This window comes from Bacillus andreraoultii, assembly GCF_001244735.1.
Classification (GTDB): domain Bacteria; phylum Bacillota; class Bacilli; order Bacillales; family Caldibacillaceae; genus Caldifermentibacillus; species Caldifermentibacillus andreraoultii.
In genome coordinates, this window is the sequence record NZ_LN868937.1 from 1142801 (window position 1) to 1162057 (window position 19257).

Annotated in this window: 18 protein-coding genes and 2 other annotated features; of the genes, 16 read left to right on the forward strand and 2 right to left on the reverse strand. The window is 34.1% G+C overall.

What is annotated here, in order from left to right; genetic code table 11:
• Positions 1-87: 87 nt before the first annotated feature.
• The 4 genes from polA to coaE all read left to right on the forward strand — a co-directional run bounded on the left by polA (position 88) and on the right by coaE (position 5082).
• Positions 88-2718, forward strand: a complete 2631-nt coding sequence (gene polA / locus BN2144_RS10640) for a DNA polymerase I (RefSeq protein WP_033828214.1) — start codon at positions 88-90, stop codon at positions 2716-2718.
• Between the two features lie 17 nt (positions 2719-2735).
• Positions 2736-3569, forward strand: coding sequence for a DNA-formamidopyrimidine glycosylase (gene mutM / locus BN2144_RS10645; RefSeq protein ID WP_033828215.1), 834 nt, complete (start codon positions 2736-2738; stop codon positions 3567-3569).
• Between the two features lie 118 nt (positions 3570-3687).
• Positions 3688-4338 (forward strand): sporulation membrane protein YtaF, encoded by a 651-nt coding sequence (gene ytaF / locus BN2144_RS10650; protein WP_033828216.1) that lies wholly within the window; start codon positions 3688-3690, stop codon positions 4336-4338.
• Between the two features lie 144 nt (positions 4339-4482).
• On the forward strand, positions 4483-5082 hold the full coding sequence (gene coaE, locus BN2144_RS10655; protein ID WP_033828217.1) for a dephospho-CoA kinase: 600 nt from the start codon (positions 4483-4485) through the stop codon (positions 5080-5082).
• Positions 5083-5335: 253 nt separating this feature from the next.
• Here the strand turns inward: coaE and BN2144_RS20985 are convergent, their stop codons facing one another.
• Both BN2144_RS20985 and BN2144_RS10665 read right to left on the reverse strand, forming a co-directional pair.
• Positions 5336-5782 (reverse strand): MFS transporter, encoded by a 447-nt coding sequence (locus BN2144_RS20985; protein WP_407638067.1) that lies wholly within the window; start codon positions 5780-5782, stop codon positions 5336-5338.
• 18 nt (positions 5783-5800) lie between these two features.
• The gene (locus tag BN2144_RS10665) at positions 5801-6343 is read right to left on the reverse strand and encodes an MFS transporter (RefSeq protein ID WP_033828219.1); all 543 of its coding nucleotides are present in this window, start codon (positions 6341-6343) and stop codon (positions 5801-5803) included.
• A gap of 646 nt (positions 6344-6989) precedes the next feature.
• Between BN2144_RS10665 and BN2144_RS10670 the strand changes: the two genes are divergently transcribed.
• The 12 genes from BN2144_RS10670 (at position 6990) to rplT (ending at position 19203) form a co-directional block, all read left to right on the forward strand.
• Positions 6990-8021: a glyceraldehyde-3-phosphate dehydrogenase gene (locus BN2144_RS10670; protein ID WP_033828220.1), complete on the forward strand. Its 1032-nt coding sequence runs from the start codon at positions 6990-6992 to the stop codon at positions 8019-8021.
• Positions 8022-8413: 392 nt separating this feature from the next.
• Positions 8414-8794 carry an adenosylmethionine decarboxylase gene (speD, locus tag BN2144_RS10675; protein WP_033828221.1) on the forward strand — a complete coding sequence of 127 codons (381 nt, stop codon included), beginning with the start codon at positions 8414-8416 and terminating at the stop codon, positions 8792-8794.
• A 152-nt stretch (positions 8795-8946) separates the two neighbouring features.
• Complete coding sequence (locus tag BN2144_RS10680) at positions 8947-9333, forward strand: hypothetical protein (RefSeq protein ID WP_050632284.1); 387 nt, start codon at positions 8947-8949, stop codon at positions 9331-9333.
• Between the two features lie 39 nt (positions 9334-9372).
• Positions 9373-9837 (forward strand): transcriptional regulator NrdR, encoded by a 465-nt coding sequence (nrdR, locus tag BN2144_RS10685; RefSeq protein ID WP_033828223.1) that lies wholly within the window; start codon positions 9373-9375, stop codon positions 9835-9837.
• 83 nt (positions 9838-9920) lie between these two features.
• Positions 9921-11291, forward strand: a complete 1371-nt coding sequence (locus tag BN2144_RS10690; RefSeq protein WP_033828224.1) for a replication initiation and membrane attachment family protein — start codon at positions 9921-9923, stop codon at positions 11289-11291.
• 17 nt (positions 11292-11308) lie between these two features.
• On the forward strand, positions 11309-12241 hold the full coding sequence (dnaI, locus tag BN2144_RS10695; protein ID WP_033828588.1) for a primosomal protein DnaI: 933 nt from the start codon (positions 11309-11311) through the stop codon (positions 12239-12241).
• A 410-nt stretch (positions 12242-12651) separates the two neighbouring features.
• The gene (gene ytxC, locus BN2144_RS10700; protein ID WP_042337855.1) at positions 12652-13482 is read left to right on the forward strand and encodes a sporulation protein YtxC; all 831 of its coding nucleotides are present in this window, start codon (positions 12652-12654) and stop codon (positions 13480-13482) included.
• A gap of 92 nt (positions 13483-13574) precedes the next feature.
• Positions 13575-13805, forward strand: a binding site (T-box leader).
• Positions 13806-14004: 199 nt separating this feature from the next.
• Positions 14005-15939 (forward strand): threonine--tRNA ligase, encoded by a 1935-nt coding sequence (thrS, locus tag BN2144_RS10705; protein WP_033828225.1) that lies wholly within the window; start codon positions 14005-14007, stop codon positions 15937-15939.
• A gap of 1324 nt (positions 15940-17263) precedes the next feature.
• Positions 17264-17554, forward strand: coding sequence for a hypothetical protein (locus BN2144_RS10710; protein WP_033828226.1), 291 nt, complete (start codon positions 17264-17266; stop codon positions 17552-17554).
• Positions 17555-17865: 311 nt separating this feature from the next.
• Positions 17866-18001, forward strand: a sequence feature (ribosomal protein L20 leader region).
• 87 nt (positions 18002-18088) lie between these two features.
• Positions 18089-18592: a translation initiation factor IF-3 gene (infC, locus tag BN2144_RS10715; RefSeq protein ID WP_075047823.1), complete on the forward strand. Its 504-nt coding sequence runs from the start codon at positions 18089-18091 to the stop codon at positions 18590-18592.
• Positions 18593-18615: 23 nt separating this feature from the next.
• Positions 18616-18804, forward strand: a complete 189-nt coding sequence (gene rpmI, locus BN2144_RS10720) for a 50S ribosomal protein L35 (protein WP_033828228.1) — start codon at positions 18616-18618, stop codon at positions 18802-18804.
• A gap of 39 nt (positions 18805-18843) precedes the next feature.
• The gene (gene rplT, locus BN2144_RS10725) at positions 18844-19203 is read left to right on the forward strand and encodes a 50S ribosomal protein L20 (protein WP_033828229.1); all 360 of its coding nucleotides are present in this window, start codon (positions 18844-18846) and stop codon (positions 19201-19203) included.
• Positions 19204-19257 lie beyond the last annotated feature (54 nt).

The window sequence follows — 19257 nt, forward strand, 5'->3', positions numbered from 1 at the left end:
AATATAAATTGTAGGTAAACATAAAGAATGTTAATAAATATATTTTACAATTACATTTATGTAACTTAAGAAAATGGGGGTAATCTTTTGAATAAAAAATTAGTTTTAATTGATGGAAATAGTGTGGCATACCGTGCGTTTTTTGCTCTCCCATTATTAAACAATGATAAAGGTGTACATACGAATGCAATCTATGGTTTTGCCATGATGTTGGAAAAGATTTTAAATGAAGAAAAGCCAAGCCATGTTCTCGTTGCATTTGATGCAGGAAAAACAACATTTCGCCATGAGACATTTTCGGAGTATAAAGGTGGAAGACAGAAAACGCCTCCTGAACTATCGGAACAATTCCCGTATATTCGTGAGCTATTAAAAGCATATGGTATATCACAATATGAGCTTGAAAACTATGAAGCTGATGACATCATCGGTACATTATCAAAACAAGCCGAAGAAAATGGATTTGAAGTTCGAATTGTATCCGGTGATAAAGACTTAACCCAACTCGCATCGAATCACACAACAGTCCTTGTTACGCGAAAAGGTGTAACTGATATTGAAGCATACACACCTAGTCACATTCAAGAAAAATATGGGCTAACTCCTGAACAAATTATTGATATGAAAGGATTAATGGGGGATGCAAGTGACAATATTCCTGGTGTCCCTGGTGTTGGTGAAAAGACAGCAATTAAACTGTTAAAACAATTTGAAACGGTTGAGAAGCTACTTCAATCAATTGAATCTGTAAGCGGAAAGAAATTACAAGAGAAATTAGAAACATATAAAGATCAAGCGTTAATGAGTAAACAATTAGCAACAATTTATCGCAAAGCGCCAGTTAACATAAATATATCTGAGATTGATTATACTGGTCCTCATCCAGAAAAGTTAATCTCACTTTTTAGGGAGCTAGGATTTCAATCGCTACTTGAAAAACTAGATGACAGAGTTGAGCCGGAAGTAAAAGAGCTAGCAACCATTGATTTTAAAGTTGTTGAAGAAATTACAGAAGACATGTTACAACAAGATAGTGCACTATATGTAGAAATAATAGAAGATGACTACCAACTTGCGCCGATCTTAGGAATCGGACTCGTGAATGGATCAGGTAATTATTATTTACCGATGGATGTAGTGAAATCCTCCTCCATTTTCAAATCGTGGTTGGAAGATGAATCGATGCGAATTTCAGTTTATGATGCAAAGCGTACGATTGTTTCATTACAAAAGCTTGGATTCCTTGTTAACTCCATTGACTTTGATTTATTAATCGCATCTTATTTATTAAACCCATCCGAAAATATTCAAGATTTTAGTGATGTGGCAAAAGCACATCAATATGATGAAGTTTTACCAGATGATGTTGTGTACGGAAAAGGAGCAAAACGTACTCCGCTTTCAGATGAAGAACGGGCTGAACATATTGTTCGGAAAGCATTAGCGATGTTCCAATTGAAAGAAAAACTCATTGACGAACTTAAACAAAATGAACAATATGAGTTATTTACTAATTTAGAAATGCCATTATCGCGAATTTTAGGTGAAATGGAAAGTATGGGAGTCGCTTTAGATAGTAATCGTTTGAAAGAAATGGGAGAAGAAATTAAAGCCCAATTAAATGAGATCGAACAAAAAATATATCAATTAGCTGGGGAAAAATTTAATATTAATTCACCAAAACAGCTTGGTGTAATCTTATTTGAAAAGCTCGGATTACCAGTTATTAAGAAAACGAAGACAGGATACTCCACGTCAGCAGATGTACTCGAAAAATTACAATCAAAACATGAAATTGTAGATCAAATATTAACTTATCGTCAGCTTGGTAAACTACAGTCGACGTATATTGAAGGATTGCTAAAAGTTGTAAACCCGGAAACAGGAAAAGTCCATACACGCTTTAATCAAGCATTGACGCAAACGGGTAGATTAAGTTCAACAGATCCGAACTTACAAAATATACCAATTCGGTTAGAAGAGGGACGTAAAATTCGCCAAGCCTTTGTTCCGTCAGTTAAGGACTGGGTTATGTTTTCAGCCGATTATTCACAAATTGAGTTACGGGTACTTGCACATATTTCCGGGGATGAACGTTTGATTGAAGCTTTCCAGCATAATCTTGATATTCATACAAAAACTGCAATGGACGTGTTCCATGTTGATAAAGATGCCGTTACGAGCAATATGCGCCGACAAGCAAAGGCAGTAAACTTTGGAATTGTCTATGGGATTAGTGACTACGGCTTATCTCAAAACTTAGGAATTACAAGAAAGGAAGCCGGAGAATTTATTGAACGTTATTTCAAAAGCTATCCGCAAGTTAAACAATATATGGACGAGATTGTGCAAGTTGCAAAACAACAAGGCTATGTAACGACATTACTTCATAGAAGACGCTATATTCCAGAAATTACGAGTCGAAATTTTAATGTCCGCAGTTTTGCTGAAAGAACCGCAATGAACACGCCAATTCAAGGGAGTGCTGCTGATATTATTAAAAAGGCTATGGTTGATATGGCAGAACGATTGAAAGAAGAAAAATTACAAGCGCGGCTCCTATTACAAGTTCATGATGAGCTTATTTTTGAAGCACCAGAAGATGAAATTGAAATCTTAAAGGAAATTGTCCCAGATGTAATGGAACATGCAATTGAACTTAAGGTTCCATTAAAAGTTGATTATGCATATGGTCCAACATGGTATGATGCAAAGTAATTAGAAAGGACAGAACAATGCCAGAATTACCAGAAGTAGAAACAATTAGACGTACGCTTGAATCACTTGTGCTTGATAAGACAATTAAAAATGTGCAAGTTTTTTGGCCAAAAATAATAAAAAATCCACCAGATGTTGACCAGTTTATTCTTTTATTAAAAGGGCAAACCATTCATCAGATGGGAAGAAGAGGTAAATTTCTCATTTTTTATATGGATGATCTTGCACTTGTTTCTCATTTACGAATGGAAGGAAAGTACGGATTGTATCGTAAAGATGAATCGTTTGATAAACATACCCATGTAATATTCACTTTTACAGATGATACAGAATTACGGTACCGTGATGTTCGTAAATTCGGTACAATGCACATATTTCCAATTGGTGAAGAGTTTAACCAACGACCTTTAAGTCAACTTGGGCCAGAACCTTTTGCAAAGGAGTTTACGCTAGGATATTTTGAAAAAGCGTTGGCAAAAACGACAAGAATGATTAAGCCAGCTCTTTTGGATCAGACAATCGTGACAGGTCTTGGTAACATTTATGTTGATGAAGCGTTATTTCGCGCAAAAATTCATCCTGAACGATTGGCAAATTCACTTTCAAAAACAGAAGTGAAGAGATTACGAACAGAAATCATTGCAACATTAAGTGAAGCGGTAGAAAAAGGTGGAAGTACAATCCGTTCTTATGTAAACTCTCAAGGTGAAATTGGAATGTTTCAATTACAATTAAATGTTTATGGGCAGGAAGGAAAACCATGTAAACGATGCAATACTGAAATTCAAAAAATGAAAGTAGCTGGTCGAGGAACACATTTTTGCCCGAAGTGTCAACAAATCAAAAAATAAAATTTCCAGTATCATTTTACAAACGATATTCAATTAGATATTTGCCTATTGTACATGAACGTAAGAATAACTCTTTTCATACGATATCTTTAGGAGTCGTTGAAAGGAGTTGTTCTATTTGGATATCATTCCACTTCTATTACTTGCATTGGCAGTAAGTATTGATAGCTTTAATGTCGGTTTAACATATGGCATGAGAAAGGTAAAAATTCCACTTCATGCTATTTTCATAATCGCGAGCTGTTCTGCAGTTGCACTTTATATAGCTGCGTATATCGGTTCGCATTTTGGAAAAATACTTCCGTCGTCTACGATGGATACGGTAGGTGGATGTATTTTGATTGCATTAGGTGGATGGGCTCTAGTCCACTTCTTTCGTGACCCAGATGAGAAAGCAGAAACAGTTGAAAAGGTTAGAAAGACAAAAGAAAAAGTTTTAATGAAATTCGAACTGAAATCGATGGGTGTTGTCATTCAAATTTTGAAAAAACCAATGGCTGCTGATTTAGATAAGTCTGGAACGATTACAGGTTTGGAGGCAGTTTTACTAGGTATTGCCTTATCCCTCGATGCCTTTGGTGCAGGTCTCGGTGCTTCAATGTTAGGATTCTCTCCTTTACTCCTTGCCATTACAGTTGGTATGATGAGTGCTTTTTTTGCAACATCAGGTATAAAGTTTGGTTCAACACTTGGTTCAAAACAATGGGTTAAACAATTTTCATTTCTTCCAGGATTACTACTCATCTTAATTGGTATTTGGAAAATATAACAAAAGTGGCGTTGTTTTTAATAAGAAACATATATGATGTCCTCTTCCTGCTTTCCTCCATTATAGTAGTCTACACCATAAAAAAATGATAAAATGTCAAAAACAAATTACATGCATAGCAAATACGATAGAGGAGGGCTCCATATGGCACTTGTCATTGGGATTACGGGTAGTATTGCAACAGGTAAAAGTACTATATCAAACATGGTAAAAGAACTGGGTTATACAGTTGTCGACGCTGATCTATGTGCAAGACAAGTTGTTGAACAAGGAGAAGAAGCTTACGAAAAAATTAAAAAGCATTTTGGCGAGGATATTTTATTACCAAATGGGGATATTGATCGAAAAAAACTAGGAGATATTGTTTTTCATCATGAAGACAAACGATTATTACTAAATTCGATTGTTCATCCAGCAGTCCGTAACAAAATGCTGGAAGAAAAGAATGCTGCTTTTAACCGTGGAGAACAAGTGGTTTTTTTAGATATTCCATTATTATATGAAAGTAATTTAACCTATATGGTTGATAAAGTATTAGTCGTCTATGTTGACATCTCTACTCAGTTAGAACGATTAATGAATCGTAACCATTTGTCAAAGGAAGAAGCGGAGGCAAGAATAAGTTCACAAATTTCTATTGAACAAAAGAAGAAAAAAGCGGACGCCTTTATTGATAACCGTGGAACGATTGAACAGTCAAAAGAACAGTTATTAACGATTTTAAAGGATTGGCAAGTACTATAATCATAAATGTGAACGAAAAAAATGGATTGCTGAAGTTATTTAGAATGTCGTAAGCCCGAAATATAAAATAAGCACACCTTTTCGGTACGCATCACAAATAGCCGTTTATCGTTGATTTTTCCTCAGATAGATGGCTGTTTTTCACATGTTGCCTGGATTGGTTTGACCAAGGTATGCTAATCTTGATTGTGCTGCACCACATCCGCTTATTAAAATTTCAAATCCTCCAAAAAATCCCCTTCTTACGATCACATCATTTCTCAAAGTATACATTTTCTTCACTCCGCTTAATTGCTTTACTATGTTGAAATCTAGTTAAAATTGCAAGAATAAAAAGAAAAAATCCTGTAATTAGATATGAATAAAAAATATTATGATGGTAGATAGTTTTATTTATGAAAGGATCACTCAAGATAAAGGCAAGATTTGTAATCATTCCTTTAATGGAAAAAATCGTTGCTTTGTTTGAATTTGTTGATACAGAATTAAGGCAAATAGAAGATACAAGCCAAAACCATCCAATAACAATCCGTAGCAAAGCATATATAAAAAGGCCTATAAAAAGATTCTTTAGAACCCCCATTATGAAAATACCTAACGAAAATATAAACAAGCTAGAGATTAATAATTTATACTCGTTAAGTTTTGTCAGTTTTCTTTTATAAAAAAAGTACCTAACATTGGAATAAGATTCATGAATAAATAAATAATCCCCAAATCACTCGACTGGTATTTTCTGTGTTTCCAAATATACTGGAAAAAACACACTTAGTTGTGGAATAAAGAAATAAGAGATAAACAAAATAAAAAATATAAACTTATACTTACTAAAAAAATAAAGAACTGTTTTAAGGTTTAGCTTATTATCTTCTTCTAAAGTATTTTTCTGTGATGGAATCTGGTCTTTATTTTTGATTGTTAGTATCAAAAAAATCAAAATAATCTCACATGAAAGTGAAATATAAAATGGATATTGATGATTGATCTTAAAAAGAAATCCGATGATAACTGCACTAAGAGCATTTGCAATATATGTGGTATAATTGTTAATTTGAAAAAAGTCATTTTGTTCTCTTAAAGTATTTACCAATATAGCTTGTACAGTACCAGATTTTCCTGAATCTCCAATAGAAATGAGTCCTATAGCAATAGCCATCTGTGTGAATCCATAGCCATTTATATAAATAATCAATCCCACAATCGTACATAATCCACCTAAAATTACACTTAATTTTTTTTGAGTAATTATCTGAGAATACACCGAATGGAACTTCTGTTAGTCGACTTATTATTGAACCTATTGCAAATAGTATTCCAACTTGTCCCGTGTTGACACCTCTACTGTCAAAAAATAAAAATATAATAGGCGCATATAGTTGAGAAAAAGTTGATGTAAATGTATATATCCAGACTCGCAAAATAGATAAATGATTCATATCGTTCACCACACAACATTTCCCCTTAAAAACATTGACTACTATTTTGTATCTAATGGTCTCGTGTTTATCTTGCATTGTTCGAACCCGGCGTTAGAAAAAACAGCTGGGTCCTTTCATTTTTAAGTTATACATCTCGCCGTTGGATAGGCTTTTCAGTTTCCTGCAGGTGGCATCCGCTTTTCTTGTACTGCGTGGAAAAGTGGTGGTAATTTAAAAATTATTTTATCATATCGAAGTGCGCTTTTGTACCGGAGAAATCATGAGATGGATGGGCCCCTTTGTTTAAAAAGTTTTTTCCACTTTATTAGAAATATGTTCAATTCGCCCCCCCTGTTTTAAATTATTTTTGACAAATAATAAACTTTTTAAGAAAAAAGTGGCAATAAATATGTCATCTTTTCATAAAATGTGTTATACTATTTACGATTACAAACATGATTGTGTATCATTTAGACAAGGGGGACCATCATGGTTAAAAAAGTAGCAATTAATGGATTTGGAAGAATTGGACGCATGGTATTTCGGAGAGCAATAACAATGGACGATTTCGATATTGTTGCTGTTAATGCCAGTTATCCTCCAGAAACACTTGCTCATTTAATAAAATACGATACCGTTCATGGTAAATTTTCTGGAGACGTTGAATTTGGTGAAAATAGTTTAGTTGTAAACGGAAAAGAAGTATTATTAGTGAATAGTAGAAATCCAGAACAATTACCATGGAAAGAGTTAAATATTGATATTGTTATAGAGGCTACTGGTAAATTTAATTCTAGAGAAAAGGCCGCCCTACATTTAAATGCAGGGGCGAAAAAGGTTATACTAACTGCACCTGGTAAAAATGAAGATACAACAATTGTTGTTGGAGTAAATGATAACGTTTTAGATATAGAAGAACACCATATTATCTCGAATGCATCTTGTACAACAAACTGTTTAGCACCAGTTGTCAAAGTATTGGATGATAACTTTGGTGTTGAAAGTGGATTTATGACAACCGTTCATGCGTATACGAATGATCAGAAAAACATTGATAATCCACATAAAGATTTAAGGCGTGCTCGTGCTTGTGGACAATCGATTATTCCTACGACGACCGGTGCTGCAAAGGCCATTGGTAAAGTATTACCGCACTTAAATGGAAAATTGCATGGCATTGCGTTACGCGTCCCAACACCTAATGTATCTTTAGTTGATTTAGTTGTTGATTTGAAAAAAGAAGTTACTGCAGATGAAGTGAATGAAGCATTTGTTTTAGCTAGTAAAACAAAGTTAAAAGGTATTCTTGATATAACGTATGAGCCACTTGTATCTATTGATTTTAATACAGATTCGCATTCATCAATTGTTGATGGACTATCGACAATGGTAATGGAAGGAAATAAAGTAAAAGTACTTGCTTGGTACGATAATGAATGGGGCTATTCGTGTCGTGTTGTCGATCTTGTTAAACAAGTCGCAAACCATTTATCTAAAGAAATGGAACCAACCGCTTTATAATTAATCGTGCTGTATAAAGTTAGACTAATATAATTAAATGAAACTATCCTTTGAATCTTTTCCTTAATGATTTATATGTTTTATAATGTGTTTAAGGAAAAGTATATCAGGGGATAGTTCTTTTTGTGAACGAACATATTTCATCACGAAGGTGGACTACTCGAGTTGACTGAAATTTCCCTTTATATAGGGAAATTGCTTTAAAACGATTATTTATTTATTGAAAAAGAATATAAAACAAAGTATACTTTTACACATGAATATCTATAGCTACTTAAAGGGTTAGGACCTCTTTGGACTAACTTCCCCCCGTGGTAGTTATAACAGTTTTATCGTGTACACTCATTACCTGTGTCTGTACAGGACAAAATTTATAAAGGGGGAACACCGATGTGGAAACAATGGGTCGTCATGTAATTTCAGAATTGTGGGGTTGTGATTTTAACAAACTCAATAATATGGAATTTATTGAAAGATTATTTGTAGAAGCAGCATTAAAGTCTGGTGCTGAAGTTCGTGAGGTTGCATTTCATAAATTTGCACCTCAAGGGGTTAGCGGTGTTGTAATCATCTCAGAATCACATTTAACTATTCATAGTTTTCCAGAACATGGCTATGCTAGTATTGATGTTTATACATGCGGTAATTTAGATCCAACGATTGCCGCAGATTATATAGCGGAGAACTTAAATGCAACAACTAGAGAAACAATGGAACTTCCAAGAGGGATGGGTCCTGTTGGAGTACAGCGAACAACTGTCCATCAAGCATAATGAAAATTACACTTAAAGATGGTGTTACATCAAACATCATCTTTTTTTATATGGTGAAATTGTAGTATGATAATGTTAGGTTAATTACATATGATTTTTTAAGTGAACGAACGACATGACATGAGAAAAACTAAACGTAAAGGATGTTATCAATGAGTAAAAAACAATCAATCTTTTTACGGTTTCAAAAAAACTGCGAAACATCAGATGACCATTTTGATAATCAATTAAAAAGTCATTACTATAAAAGTTCATTTGATAAAGTATTTACTGCTGCACAAGAATTGTTTGAAAAAAATCCAAATATGAAAGTAAACTCAACATCAAAAGATCGGGGCGAGATTGCGGTTTCAATGACAAACAGTCCGCATGCCTTTATTGTCGCTACCGTTATCCAAGTAAGACCTTTTCAAACAGCGGTTGATTTTATGGTATCATCTGAAAAGTTTTCGATTATCGGTCTATATCCAACATTAAAAAAAGTTATACTACAGTTATATAGTGAATTGGACAAGCAATTACCTAAGGCTGAAAAATGACCACATGAAGATAAATGGAAAGGAAGGGAGGCAAGAGTAGTGAAATGTCCGTCTTGTAAATATAATGGAACAAGGGTTATTGATTCACGACCAGTTGATGAGGGGAGAGCCATTCGCCGTCGACGTGAGTGTGAATCGTGTAGTTACCGTTTTACTACATTTGAACGAGTCGAAGAATATCCATTAATTGTCATTAAAAAAGAAGGAACGAGAGAAGAATTTAGTCGAGATAAAATATTAAGAGGTTTATTAAGGGCTTGTGAAAAACGACCTGTCAGTTTAGACCAATTAGAAAGTATAACGACCGATATTGAGCGGGAACTTCGGAATTTAGGAGTCTCAGAAGTGAAAAGTGAAGACGTCGGTGAAATGGTTATGGATAAACTGGCGAAGATTGATGAAGTCGCTTATGTTCGGTTTGCATCTGTCTATCGTCAATTTAAAGATATTAATGTATTCATTGAAGAATTAAAAGAAATATTGAAGAAGGAACGAAATGAGTAATATATTTTTGTTTGGAAAAAGAAATGTGTCGGACTAACGAGTGACATTTGAACGATGTAAAATGAAAGTTTGAGGTTGTTTTCATGGAACCACATTGGAAAGAAATTATACCAGCCGATCAATACATTGTTTCTATCGATGGACCGGCAAACGAAGGTGATCTAAAAGTTTTATCCTTCTTATATCAGCCACTCATAGGACCTATAAGTATTAGTTTATATTTAACATTAAAAAGTCAAATTCATATAAATCGACTACACTCTGAACCAGCGTCCCATTATTATATCATGAATCTACTTGATTTAAATTTGGGAGAGATTTATAATGCCCGAAAAAAATTAGAGGCAATTGGGTTGATGGAGTCTTTTGTAAAACATGATGGTGACTCACGGGAGTTTATTTATATATTGAAGCCACCTCTATCGCCTCGACAGTTTTTCACGGATGGATTATTAAATATTTATTTGTATCAAAAGGTCGGTCGTGACTATTATCACCGCTTAAAACAGGATTTTTCTGATGGGGCTATCAACATAAAAGAATTTAATAATATTACGATGCCTTTTCAACAAGTATTTAGTTCATCACATTCTTTTTCATACCGTGATAAAATGGATGAGGTTGATTCGGATACAATTTTACCTACACGTGTAGAAGCAGAACCAATCACTGTTTCTCCTGAATTTTTCGATTTTGAATTGTTTATCGCTGGATTGGATGAGGCTATTGTCCCACGTAAATCTATAACACCTGATGTTCGAGAAGTGATTGTAAAATTAGCATTTTTATATGGAATTGATGCAATTCAAATGAAAAATATTGTTATGAGGAGTCTTGATAATAATAACGAGGTCGATTTAGAAAAACTACGAAAAACTGCAAGAGATTGGTATACGCTAGAGCATTACAATTCGTTACCTAAATTGATTGACCGAACGCAAAGTCCCATTTATGAATCGGAAATGGATGTTCCAAAAACACAAGAAGACCGGCTAATCCGTTACCTTGAAACAGTTAGTCCTCGGCAAGTTTTAACTGATGTATCAGATGGCTCGGAACCTGCCGAAAGTGATTTGCGACTAGTTGAAGATATTATGTTAAATCAGAAACTCAATTCAGGCGTCGTTAATGTCCTTATTCAATATTGTATGTTGCGGACGGATATGAAATTAACAAGATCTTTTGTTGAAACGATTGCCTCCCATTGGGCAAGGAAAAAAGTGAAAACAGTAAAAGAAGCGATGGAGTTAGCGAAGGAAGAGCATCGGAAATATGTTGAGTGGCAACAAAATAAAAAGAATGAACCAAAGAAAACAAAACGGAAAAACGTTCGGACAGAAAAAGTACCGAAATGGTTGGAACATCGTGATCAGCCAAAAGAGGCAGTTGCCGAAAATGTGGATATCGAATTGAAAAAGAGTGTCGAGGAACGGTTGAAAAAGTTTAAGAAGTAAGGAGGTGCATGGAACATATGGAAAATATTAATAACACGATAAGGCGAATGGGTAATCGTGGGAATTTGCAAAAACAAATGGCAGAGTTGCGCCAAGAGATTATGGAAAATAAGGATGTTCGAGCGTTTATGATGGAACATCAAGGGGAAATAACGAGTTCAATGATTGACCGAAGCCTTGGAAAACTATATGAATATATATCTCAATGTCGGGGCTGTGATGAATGTTCTTCTCTTGCACAATGTAAAAATATTATTCCTGGATTTGAACCAGAACTCGTTATTAAGAATAACGCAATAGATGTGCATTATGTTCCCTGTCGTTTGAAAAGACTTGCAGATGAACGGAAAAAACAAGAACGGCTCATCCAATGCTTTTATATGCCTAAAGATGTTTTACAAGCGTCTCTTAGTGAAGTTATCCTTGATACGGTTAGTCGAATTAAAGCAGTCGATAAAGTCGAACAGTTTATTACGCATTATGACAGGGAGCATTTTCAAAAAGGATTTTATTTTTATGGACCTTTTGGAACGGGAAAGACGTATTTATTAGGAGCGATTGCCCATGAATTAGCAGAAGTAGGAATTTCATCAATTATTGTTTATGTTCCCGAACTGATACGAGAGATGAAGCAAGCAATAAGTGATAATACATTAAACGAAAAACTCAATTTATTGAAACATGCTCCCATTTTAATGTTTGATGATATTGGGGCTGAAGCAGTTTCAAGTTGGGTACGAGATGAAGTGCTCGGGCCGATTTTACAATATCGCATGTTAGAAAAACTTCCGACCTTTTTTACGTCCAATTTTAATTTAAACGAATTAGAACATCATTTAACGTATACACAGCGCGGTGAAGAAGAAAAAGTAAAAGCTGCTCGAATTATTGAACGAATTAAATATTTAGCTGAACCCGTTGAAATAGATGGAGCGAATAAGCGTGAATAATAGTCGAAAAGCAATAAGAAAAAGTTGTAAACTATTGATAAGCCAGGTGGAGAAAAAGTAGTCCCATCTGGCTTTTTATATCACTCTTGTTAAACTTTAAGAAGTTTCAAGACTGAAGTGGAGTAACAAAAACATCACAACTGTTTAACAAAATAGTTAAGGTGAAGTTGTAATCGATTCATCCTTTATGAATGGAGACATCCGACTTTAGTTGTGTGAGGAAATGCGTTCGATAGGAAGACTACCTAAAGGGTACTTCAAAGTTGAAAATCTCCATGCTTCCCGCATTCTACTCTGCTATTTTTATTAAAAATATGTCAAACTACTTACAAATATATACAAAATTACTTCTAAAGTGGCCGAGCCCCCCATATATATGGAAACAGGAATGCCTCACAGGGGGGACGATCGTGATTTGTATCCAATTTAATAATCAAGATGATCAAAGTTATTTTTATAACATTTTTCAAGAATACCATATTGATAATTTACAAGTAGAAGAGAAAACGTATCAATTAAACTTTATCTATCCAAAAGAAAACAAAGAAGATATACTACTTAACATACATACATTACTGAAACGGTTTATTTTGGAGAAAAAGCGGACAGATTGGTGTAAGCGAATATTAGAGGAAGAATTTTTCTTTACAGATGTCGATGAACAAATACAAATTATTGAGATGGTGTATTCAATTTTAGCTGGAAAAAGAAAAGACATCCCATTGGAAATTGATCATTCGTTGCTAGAGGAGCGAGTAGATCAAGCCTTATATGAAGTATTACAAACAGACCAACCTTTTTCTATCGAGGCTTTTACAACCTTCCGACTTCGCTTTTATAGGGAAAAATTATCTTCCTATATCGAAGTAGCAATCGATGAATACAAATTAGAACAAGAATATCAATCATTTATTTACTATTTACGTAATTTTTTATCGGATAGAAAAGCAAAGATGAATTGTATTTATATTGTAAATGAAGATGATTTTATCTTTTTTGATGAAAATAAAAGAGAAATGAAAAGATCAGAACTAAATAAATGTATTGATCGGAAACTATTATCTGATCATCCAGTTTACGTAGATTCAACTACAATTGCTCCACTTATATCTATTGCACCGGAAAAGATTTATCTTTATACAAATGAACCTGAAAGTGGAATTATACGAACGTTAAAAAATATATTTGAGGAAAAATTACATATCTATTCACTTCATGCTTTTTCTTTTGAAAATGGGTAGGGAGCTCCCCTTGCTTTTTTTATGTAAAAAACATATAATACCTACATAAGTTGTTTATCGAATGAAAATCTAAGAAAAATGATTTTTTATATGTAAAAGTCATGCGAAGGACATGGGTCTTTTATTACGGTTCAAAGAGAGGGAAGGAATGGTGGAAACTTCCTAACACGAATAATTGACTTACCCCCTTTAAACTTCAACTGTGAAAGATTTTCGAGTAATAGTTGACGGCCCCGACCGTTATCGGTTACTGAGTCGCGAAAATGTTAATATTTTTGCGAGAATCAGGGTGGAACCACGGGTAACAACAACTCGTCCCTATTTTTAGGGGCGAGTTGTTGTTTTTTTATAAAGAAAATTGAGGGGTAACAACGAAACTTCTCAAATCAATTTTTGGAAAGTAGGAAAGTATAAATTTTCTAATTTCTACTTTCCTTATACGCTTAAGCGCATAAGAAAGGCTCTAGCGTCCCTGAGTTTTTCTTTAGAAACAAAATTGGAATAAACAAGGAGGAAAATAGGATGTCAGAAATGATTCAAATTACATTTCCAGATGGAGCAGTAAAGGAGTTTCCAAAAGGGACATCAACAGAAGACATTGCAGCATCGATTAGTCCGGGACTAAAGAAAAAAGCATATGCTGGTAAATTTAATGGTGAAGAAATTGACTTACGTACACCGATTGAGGAAAATGGTGAAATTCAAATTTTAACAGATAAAGATGCGGAAAGCTTAGAGATTATGCGCCATAGTACAGCGCATTTAATGGCTCAAGCGATTAAGCGCCTATATAAGGATGTAAAGCTCGGCGTCGGTCCTGTCATCGAAAATGGTTTTTACTATGATATCGATTTGGATGAATCAATTACACCTGAAGATTTACCTAAAATTGAAAAAGAAATGAAAAAGATTATTAATGAAAACTTGGAAATCGTGCGAAAAGTGGTTAGTCGTGACGAAGCGATCCAATTATATAAAGAAATTGGCGATGAATATAAATTAGAACTGATTGAAGCGATTCCTGAAAATGAAACAGTAACCATTTATGAACAAGGTGAATTTTTTGACCTATGTCGTGGTGTGCACGTTCCATCCACTGGAAAAATTAAAGAGTTCAAATTATTAAGTATTGCTGGTGCTTATTGGCGCGGTGATAGTGATAATAAAATGTTGCAACGGATTTATGGTACAGCATTTTTCACAAAGGCTGATCTAGAAGCACATTTAAAAATGTTAGAAGAAGCAAAAGAACGCGATCATCGGAAACTTGGTAAAGAGTTAGATATATTTGCAATCAATCAACTTGTCGGACAAGGACTTCCGTTATGGCTTCCAAAAGGTGCTACGATTCGTCGAACAATCGAGCGTTATATTGTTGATAAAGAAATTAGTCTTGGATATGATCACGTGTATACACCAGTTCTTGCTAATGTTGATTTATATAAAACAAGCGGTCACTGGGATCATTATCAGGAAGATATGTATCCACCAATGGATATGGGGGATGGGGAAGAATTAGTGCTTCGTCCAATGAACTGTCCGCACCATATGATGGTTTATAAAAATGCTATGCATTCGTATCGAGAGCTACCAATTCGAATTGCTGAACTTGGAACGATGCATCGTTACGAAATGAGTGGAGCATTATCTGGTCTACAACGGGTTCGCGGTATGACTTTAAATGACGCACATATTTTCGTTCGTCCAGATCAAATTCAAGAAGAATTTAAACGTGTTGTTGAATTAATTATGGAAGTTTATAAAGACTTCAACATTACTGATTATTCTTTCCGTTTATCTTACCGTGATCCGGAAGATACAGAAAAATATTTTGATGATGATGAAATGTGGGAAAAAGCACAAAGTATGCTGAAATCTGCTATGGATGATCTTGGTCTTGAATATTTTGAGGCAGAAGGTGAAGCTGCATTCTATGGTCCGAAACTAGATGTTCAAGTAAAAACAGCTATTGGTAAAGAGGAAACATTATCTACCGTACAACTCGACTTTTTACTTCCAGAACGATTTGATTTAAGCTACGTTGGAGAAGATGGAAAACCACATCGTCCGGTCGTTATTCACCGTGGTGTTGTGTCAACAATGGAACGCTTTGTTGCCTACTTAATTGAAGAATACAAAGGTGCGTTCCCAACATGGCTTGCACCTGTTCAAGTTCAAGTAATCCCAGTATCCCCTGAAATTCACTTTGACTATGCTAAGATAGTGAAAGATGAGTTGAAAAAAGCTGGTGTACGAGTGGTACTTGATGCCCGAAATGAAAAGATGGGTTATAAAATTCGTGAAGCACAAGTTCAAAAGATTCCATACATGCTCGTTGTTGGTGATAAAGAAGTGGAAGAGCGAGCAGTTAATGTTCGTAAATATGGTGAACAAAAATCGGAAACAGTCTCGTTTGATCGTTTCTTGGAACAAATAAAACAAGAAGCAAGAATATGAATTTAACGTAATAGCATCATAGCTTAAATAAATAGTTAACCCTATAAAGATTCATCTTAGAATACGTGTGCAAGTGAAATTCTTGGGAAAAAATGAATTCACTTTTCATGCTGATACTTGTAAAGTGAATTTCTATATTGACAGATGAAGGACAAAATAACAGGCTGAAAACGTTGATTTACAATCTTTTCAGCCTGTTATCGGTTGATAACAAATGTTAGCTTTTACAAAATTTAATAAATAGAAACACACAAATCCTAATTTCCTCTCTGAAAACAAGTACAAGAATAGAGTTGTGTGCAAATGAATAATAATATAATCTCCCCGTAATTATTAGAAGTAAAAATACAAACAGTAAAAATAATTAAGATGGATTACAAAAAGAACAGCTTGCAGGGCTCATTACTAATAAATTGTCACACGGACAAATCGATTCAAGGTAATTACTGGTACGCTTCCGACCCCATCCATCAAGTAAATATTTTTGATGATTTCCATATTTTAGAATATACTTTTCTCAGAAATAAGCAACAACTTTTGAGAGGAGTATTTTTTTGTAAGCTAAGATAAACAATCGGAAGTGGAACGAATATCAGTTGAACTAGAAAAGAGACTTTCTATTGAACAAATTCGTCAATGTGCAAGAAAGCAGAGACTTTGATTAGAAGGACTAAATTAAAAGCAGAACACTTTCTACTACTTTTTTTGAACGAGGATTTAGTCGGGATCAATTCTCTCGTTCAACTATGTACCTCACTCAGTACGAACTTTTAATGGACAAGGCGAAAAATTAGATGAATATAGTTTGTAATAATTATAATTGAAATTGTCGATAAGTTTTATTCTTTTGCAATTATAATGAAAGGAAGGTGAATAAAAGTTGAAAAAATTTGAAGAAGAATATCCTATGCTTAAAAATGACAAAATGAAAAGAGAAAAACAACATAAAACTTTAAATATAGTCTTTTATTAATCGTTACTTTTATAATTATTATTGTAAGAATAATCTTAAGTGGCTAAATATTAGAGTGATAATAAATCAGAATGTATGTAAATTATCGAATTTAGGGGGGATAATAAACGATAACTTTCATGAAATTTGGTTAAATTATTTCCCGTAAAATATCTACTAAAATACCTTCAACTCTAAAGAGTAAAAATTCTTCGTGATAATTCAAATGTTTTTATCCCAAAAAGTGTCTTTTCAGAGAACACCTAAAATTGATAAATTTCCTCTTTTTGGTTGTTTTTTTTTGTACTTTTGTATATTATCATTAAAATTGATGTAAAGTAAAGAATTATCAAAAAAGATAGGAGGGGCTTTTTGAATTCGATTTTCATACTCATTATATTGTTTGCTTTACTTGTTTCCACTTTAATTTGCTTTTACGTATTTAAAAAAGTAAATAGATGGAAATTAATAGTTTGTGCTTTTTTTGTCAATACAATTATCCTAGGTGGCGCATCAGCAGTACTATATAAAATAGATCCGCAAAAGTTTCATAAGGAATCCTATCGTTTGTTTGATAGTTTAGGAATTGTAGCACTATTATTTTTTATACCAATAATTACCTGGATTAATATCATCGTTATCCAATTAAGAAAAAATGATTGAGTTTATTTCACTTTTAATAAAGCCTAATTTCAATAATATTGGGCCTATTTTTTTAAAAAAAAGCAGGCTCAGTGTTGAACGGGCTTTATTATAGGAGGAGTGGCCGATTGTAGCGGATTCTTATATAGAGGTATTATTTCACAGATCCCAAATCAAACTCAAAAAAGACTGTTTCTTCCATAGCTAAAAAAATTATTGTCATTCCCGCCCTTTTTTGTTATACTTCTCTTTGTTGTGTTTGTAGTAGAAAACATAACTTGACAATTTGTCTTATCTATGCTATATTTAACAAAGTGAATTGAATACGGTGTTTGTAAAAGAAGAGGCACCCGCTTCTCACCTGGAGGACGCAATTTGTTGTTAACAGGTCTTTAACATAGCAAACGATGATGTGTTTTGACACAATATCAAATGTGCGGGTGTTTTATCCTGCACATTTTTTATTATATTATTGAATAGTCGGGTTCTGTTCTTTTGTAACCAAACTCAAGTATTCATGAAATTCTTTGGAGGTGTCCTAATATTAGCAAAGATATGATGGTCAATGAGGGCATTCGTGCTCGTGAACTTCGTGTAATTGATGCAAACGGTGATCAATTGGGAATTAAAACAAAAACTGAAGCCTTAGAGATTGCGGCTCGCCGGAATCTTGATCTTGTTTTAGTTGCGCCAAATGCGAAACCACCTGTAGCAAGAGTTATGGACTACGGAAAATATCGCTTTGAGCAACAAAAGAGAGAGAAGGAAGCACGGAAAAATCAAAAGGTAATCAGTGTGAAAGAAGTCCGTTTTAGCCCAACCATCGACGAACATGATTTTAATACGAAATTACGAAATGCTCGTAAATTTTTAGAAAAAGGCGATAAAGTGAAAGCATCGATTCGTTTTAAAGGTCGTGCCATCACTCATAAAGAAATCGGTCAAAAGGTACTTGATCGCTTAGCAAAGGAATGTGCAGATATTGCAGCTGTTGAATCAAAACCAAAAATGGACGGTCGTAGCATGTTCTTAGTACTAGCGCCAAAAACTGAAAAGTAAAGTCATTAAGGAGGAAAATAGTTATGCCTAAAATGAAAACACATCGTGGCTCTGCAAAACGTTTTAAGAAAACAGGATCTGGCAAATTGAAACGTTCTCATGCGTACACAAGCCACTTATTCGCAAATAAATCACAAAAGCAAAAACGTAAACTTCGTAAAGGTGCACTTGTATCATCTGGTGACTACAAACGCATCAAACAAATGATCTAATCTTAAACAACGTAAGAATTATTAGGAGGGTTTTTAACTATGGCACGTGTAAAAGGTGGTACTGTTACGCGCAGACGTCGTAAAAAAGTACTTAAATTAGCTAAAGGTTATTATGGTTCAAAACATACTTTATATAAAGTTGCAAATCAACAAGTAATGAAATCTTTAATGTATGCATATCGTGACCGTCGTAAACGTAAAAGTGAATTCCGTAAATTATGGATTACACGTATTAATGCGGCAGCACGTCAAAACGGTCTTTCCTATAGCCGATTAATGCACGGTTTAAAACTTGCAGGTATTGAAGTAAACCGTAAAATGCTTTCAGATCTAGCTATCACTGATCCACAAGCATTCACACAACTTGCTGATTCAGCTAAAGCTCAATTAAATAAATAATGCATAAAACACGGGACTGTTTTTTTGAATAGTCCCGTATTTATTTTTGAGGTG

What these genes read in the sequence shown, in the direction of transcription:
- BN2144_RS10690 (WP_033828224.1), top strand. Translation starts at nt 9,921, where the DNA reads ATGGAACCACATTGGAAAGAAATTATACCAGCCGATCAATACATTGTT.
- rpmI (WP_033828228.1), top strand. Translation starts at nt 18,616, where the DNA reads ATGCCTAAAATGAAAACACATCGTGGCTCTGCAAAACGTTTTAAGAAA.
- rplT (WP_033828229.1), top strand. Translation starts at nt 18,844, where the DNA reads ATGGCACGTGTAAAAGGTGGTACTGTTACGCGCAGACGTCGTAAAAAA.
- dnaI (WP_033828588.1), top strand. Translation starts at nt 11,309, where the DNA reads ATGGAAAATATTAATAACACGATAAGGCGAATGGGTAATCGTGGGAAT.
- thrS (WP_033828225.1), top strand. Translation starts at nt 14,005, where the DNA reads ATGTCAGAAATGATTCAAATTACATTTCCAGATGGAGCAGTAAAGGAG.
- BN2144_RS10680 (WP_050632284.1), top strand. Translation starts at nt 8,947, where the DNA reads ATGAGTAAAAAACAATCAATCTTTTTACGGTTTCAAAAAAACTGCGAA.
- BN2144_RS10670 (WP_033828220.1), top strand. Translation starts at nt 6,990, where the DNA reads ATGGTTAAAAAAGTAGCAATTAATGGATTTGGAAGAATTGGACGCATG.
- mutM (WP_033828215.1), top strand. Translation starts at nt 2,736, where the DNA reads ATGCCAGAATTACCAGAAGTAGAAACAATTAGACGTACGCTTGAATCA.
- coaE (WP_033828217.1), top strand. Translation starts at nt 4,483, where the DNA reads ATGGCACTTGTCATTGGGATTACGGGTAGTATTGCAACAGGTAAAAGT.
- infC (WP_075047823.1), top strand. Translation starts at nt 18,089, where the DNA reads ATGATGGTCAATGAGGGCATTCGTGCTCGTGAACTTCGTGTAATTGAT.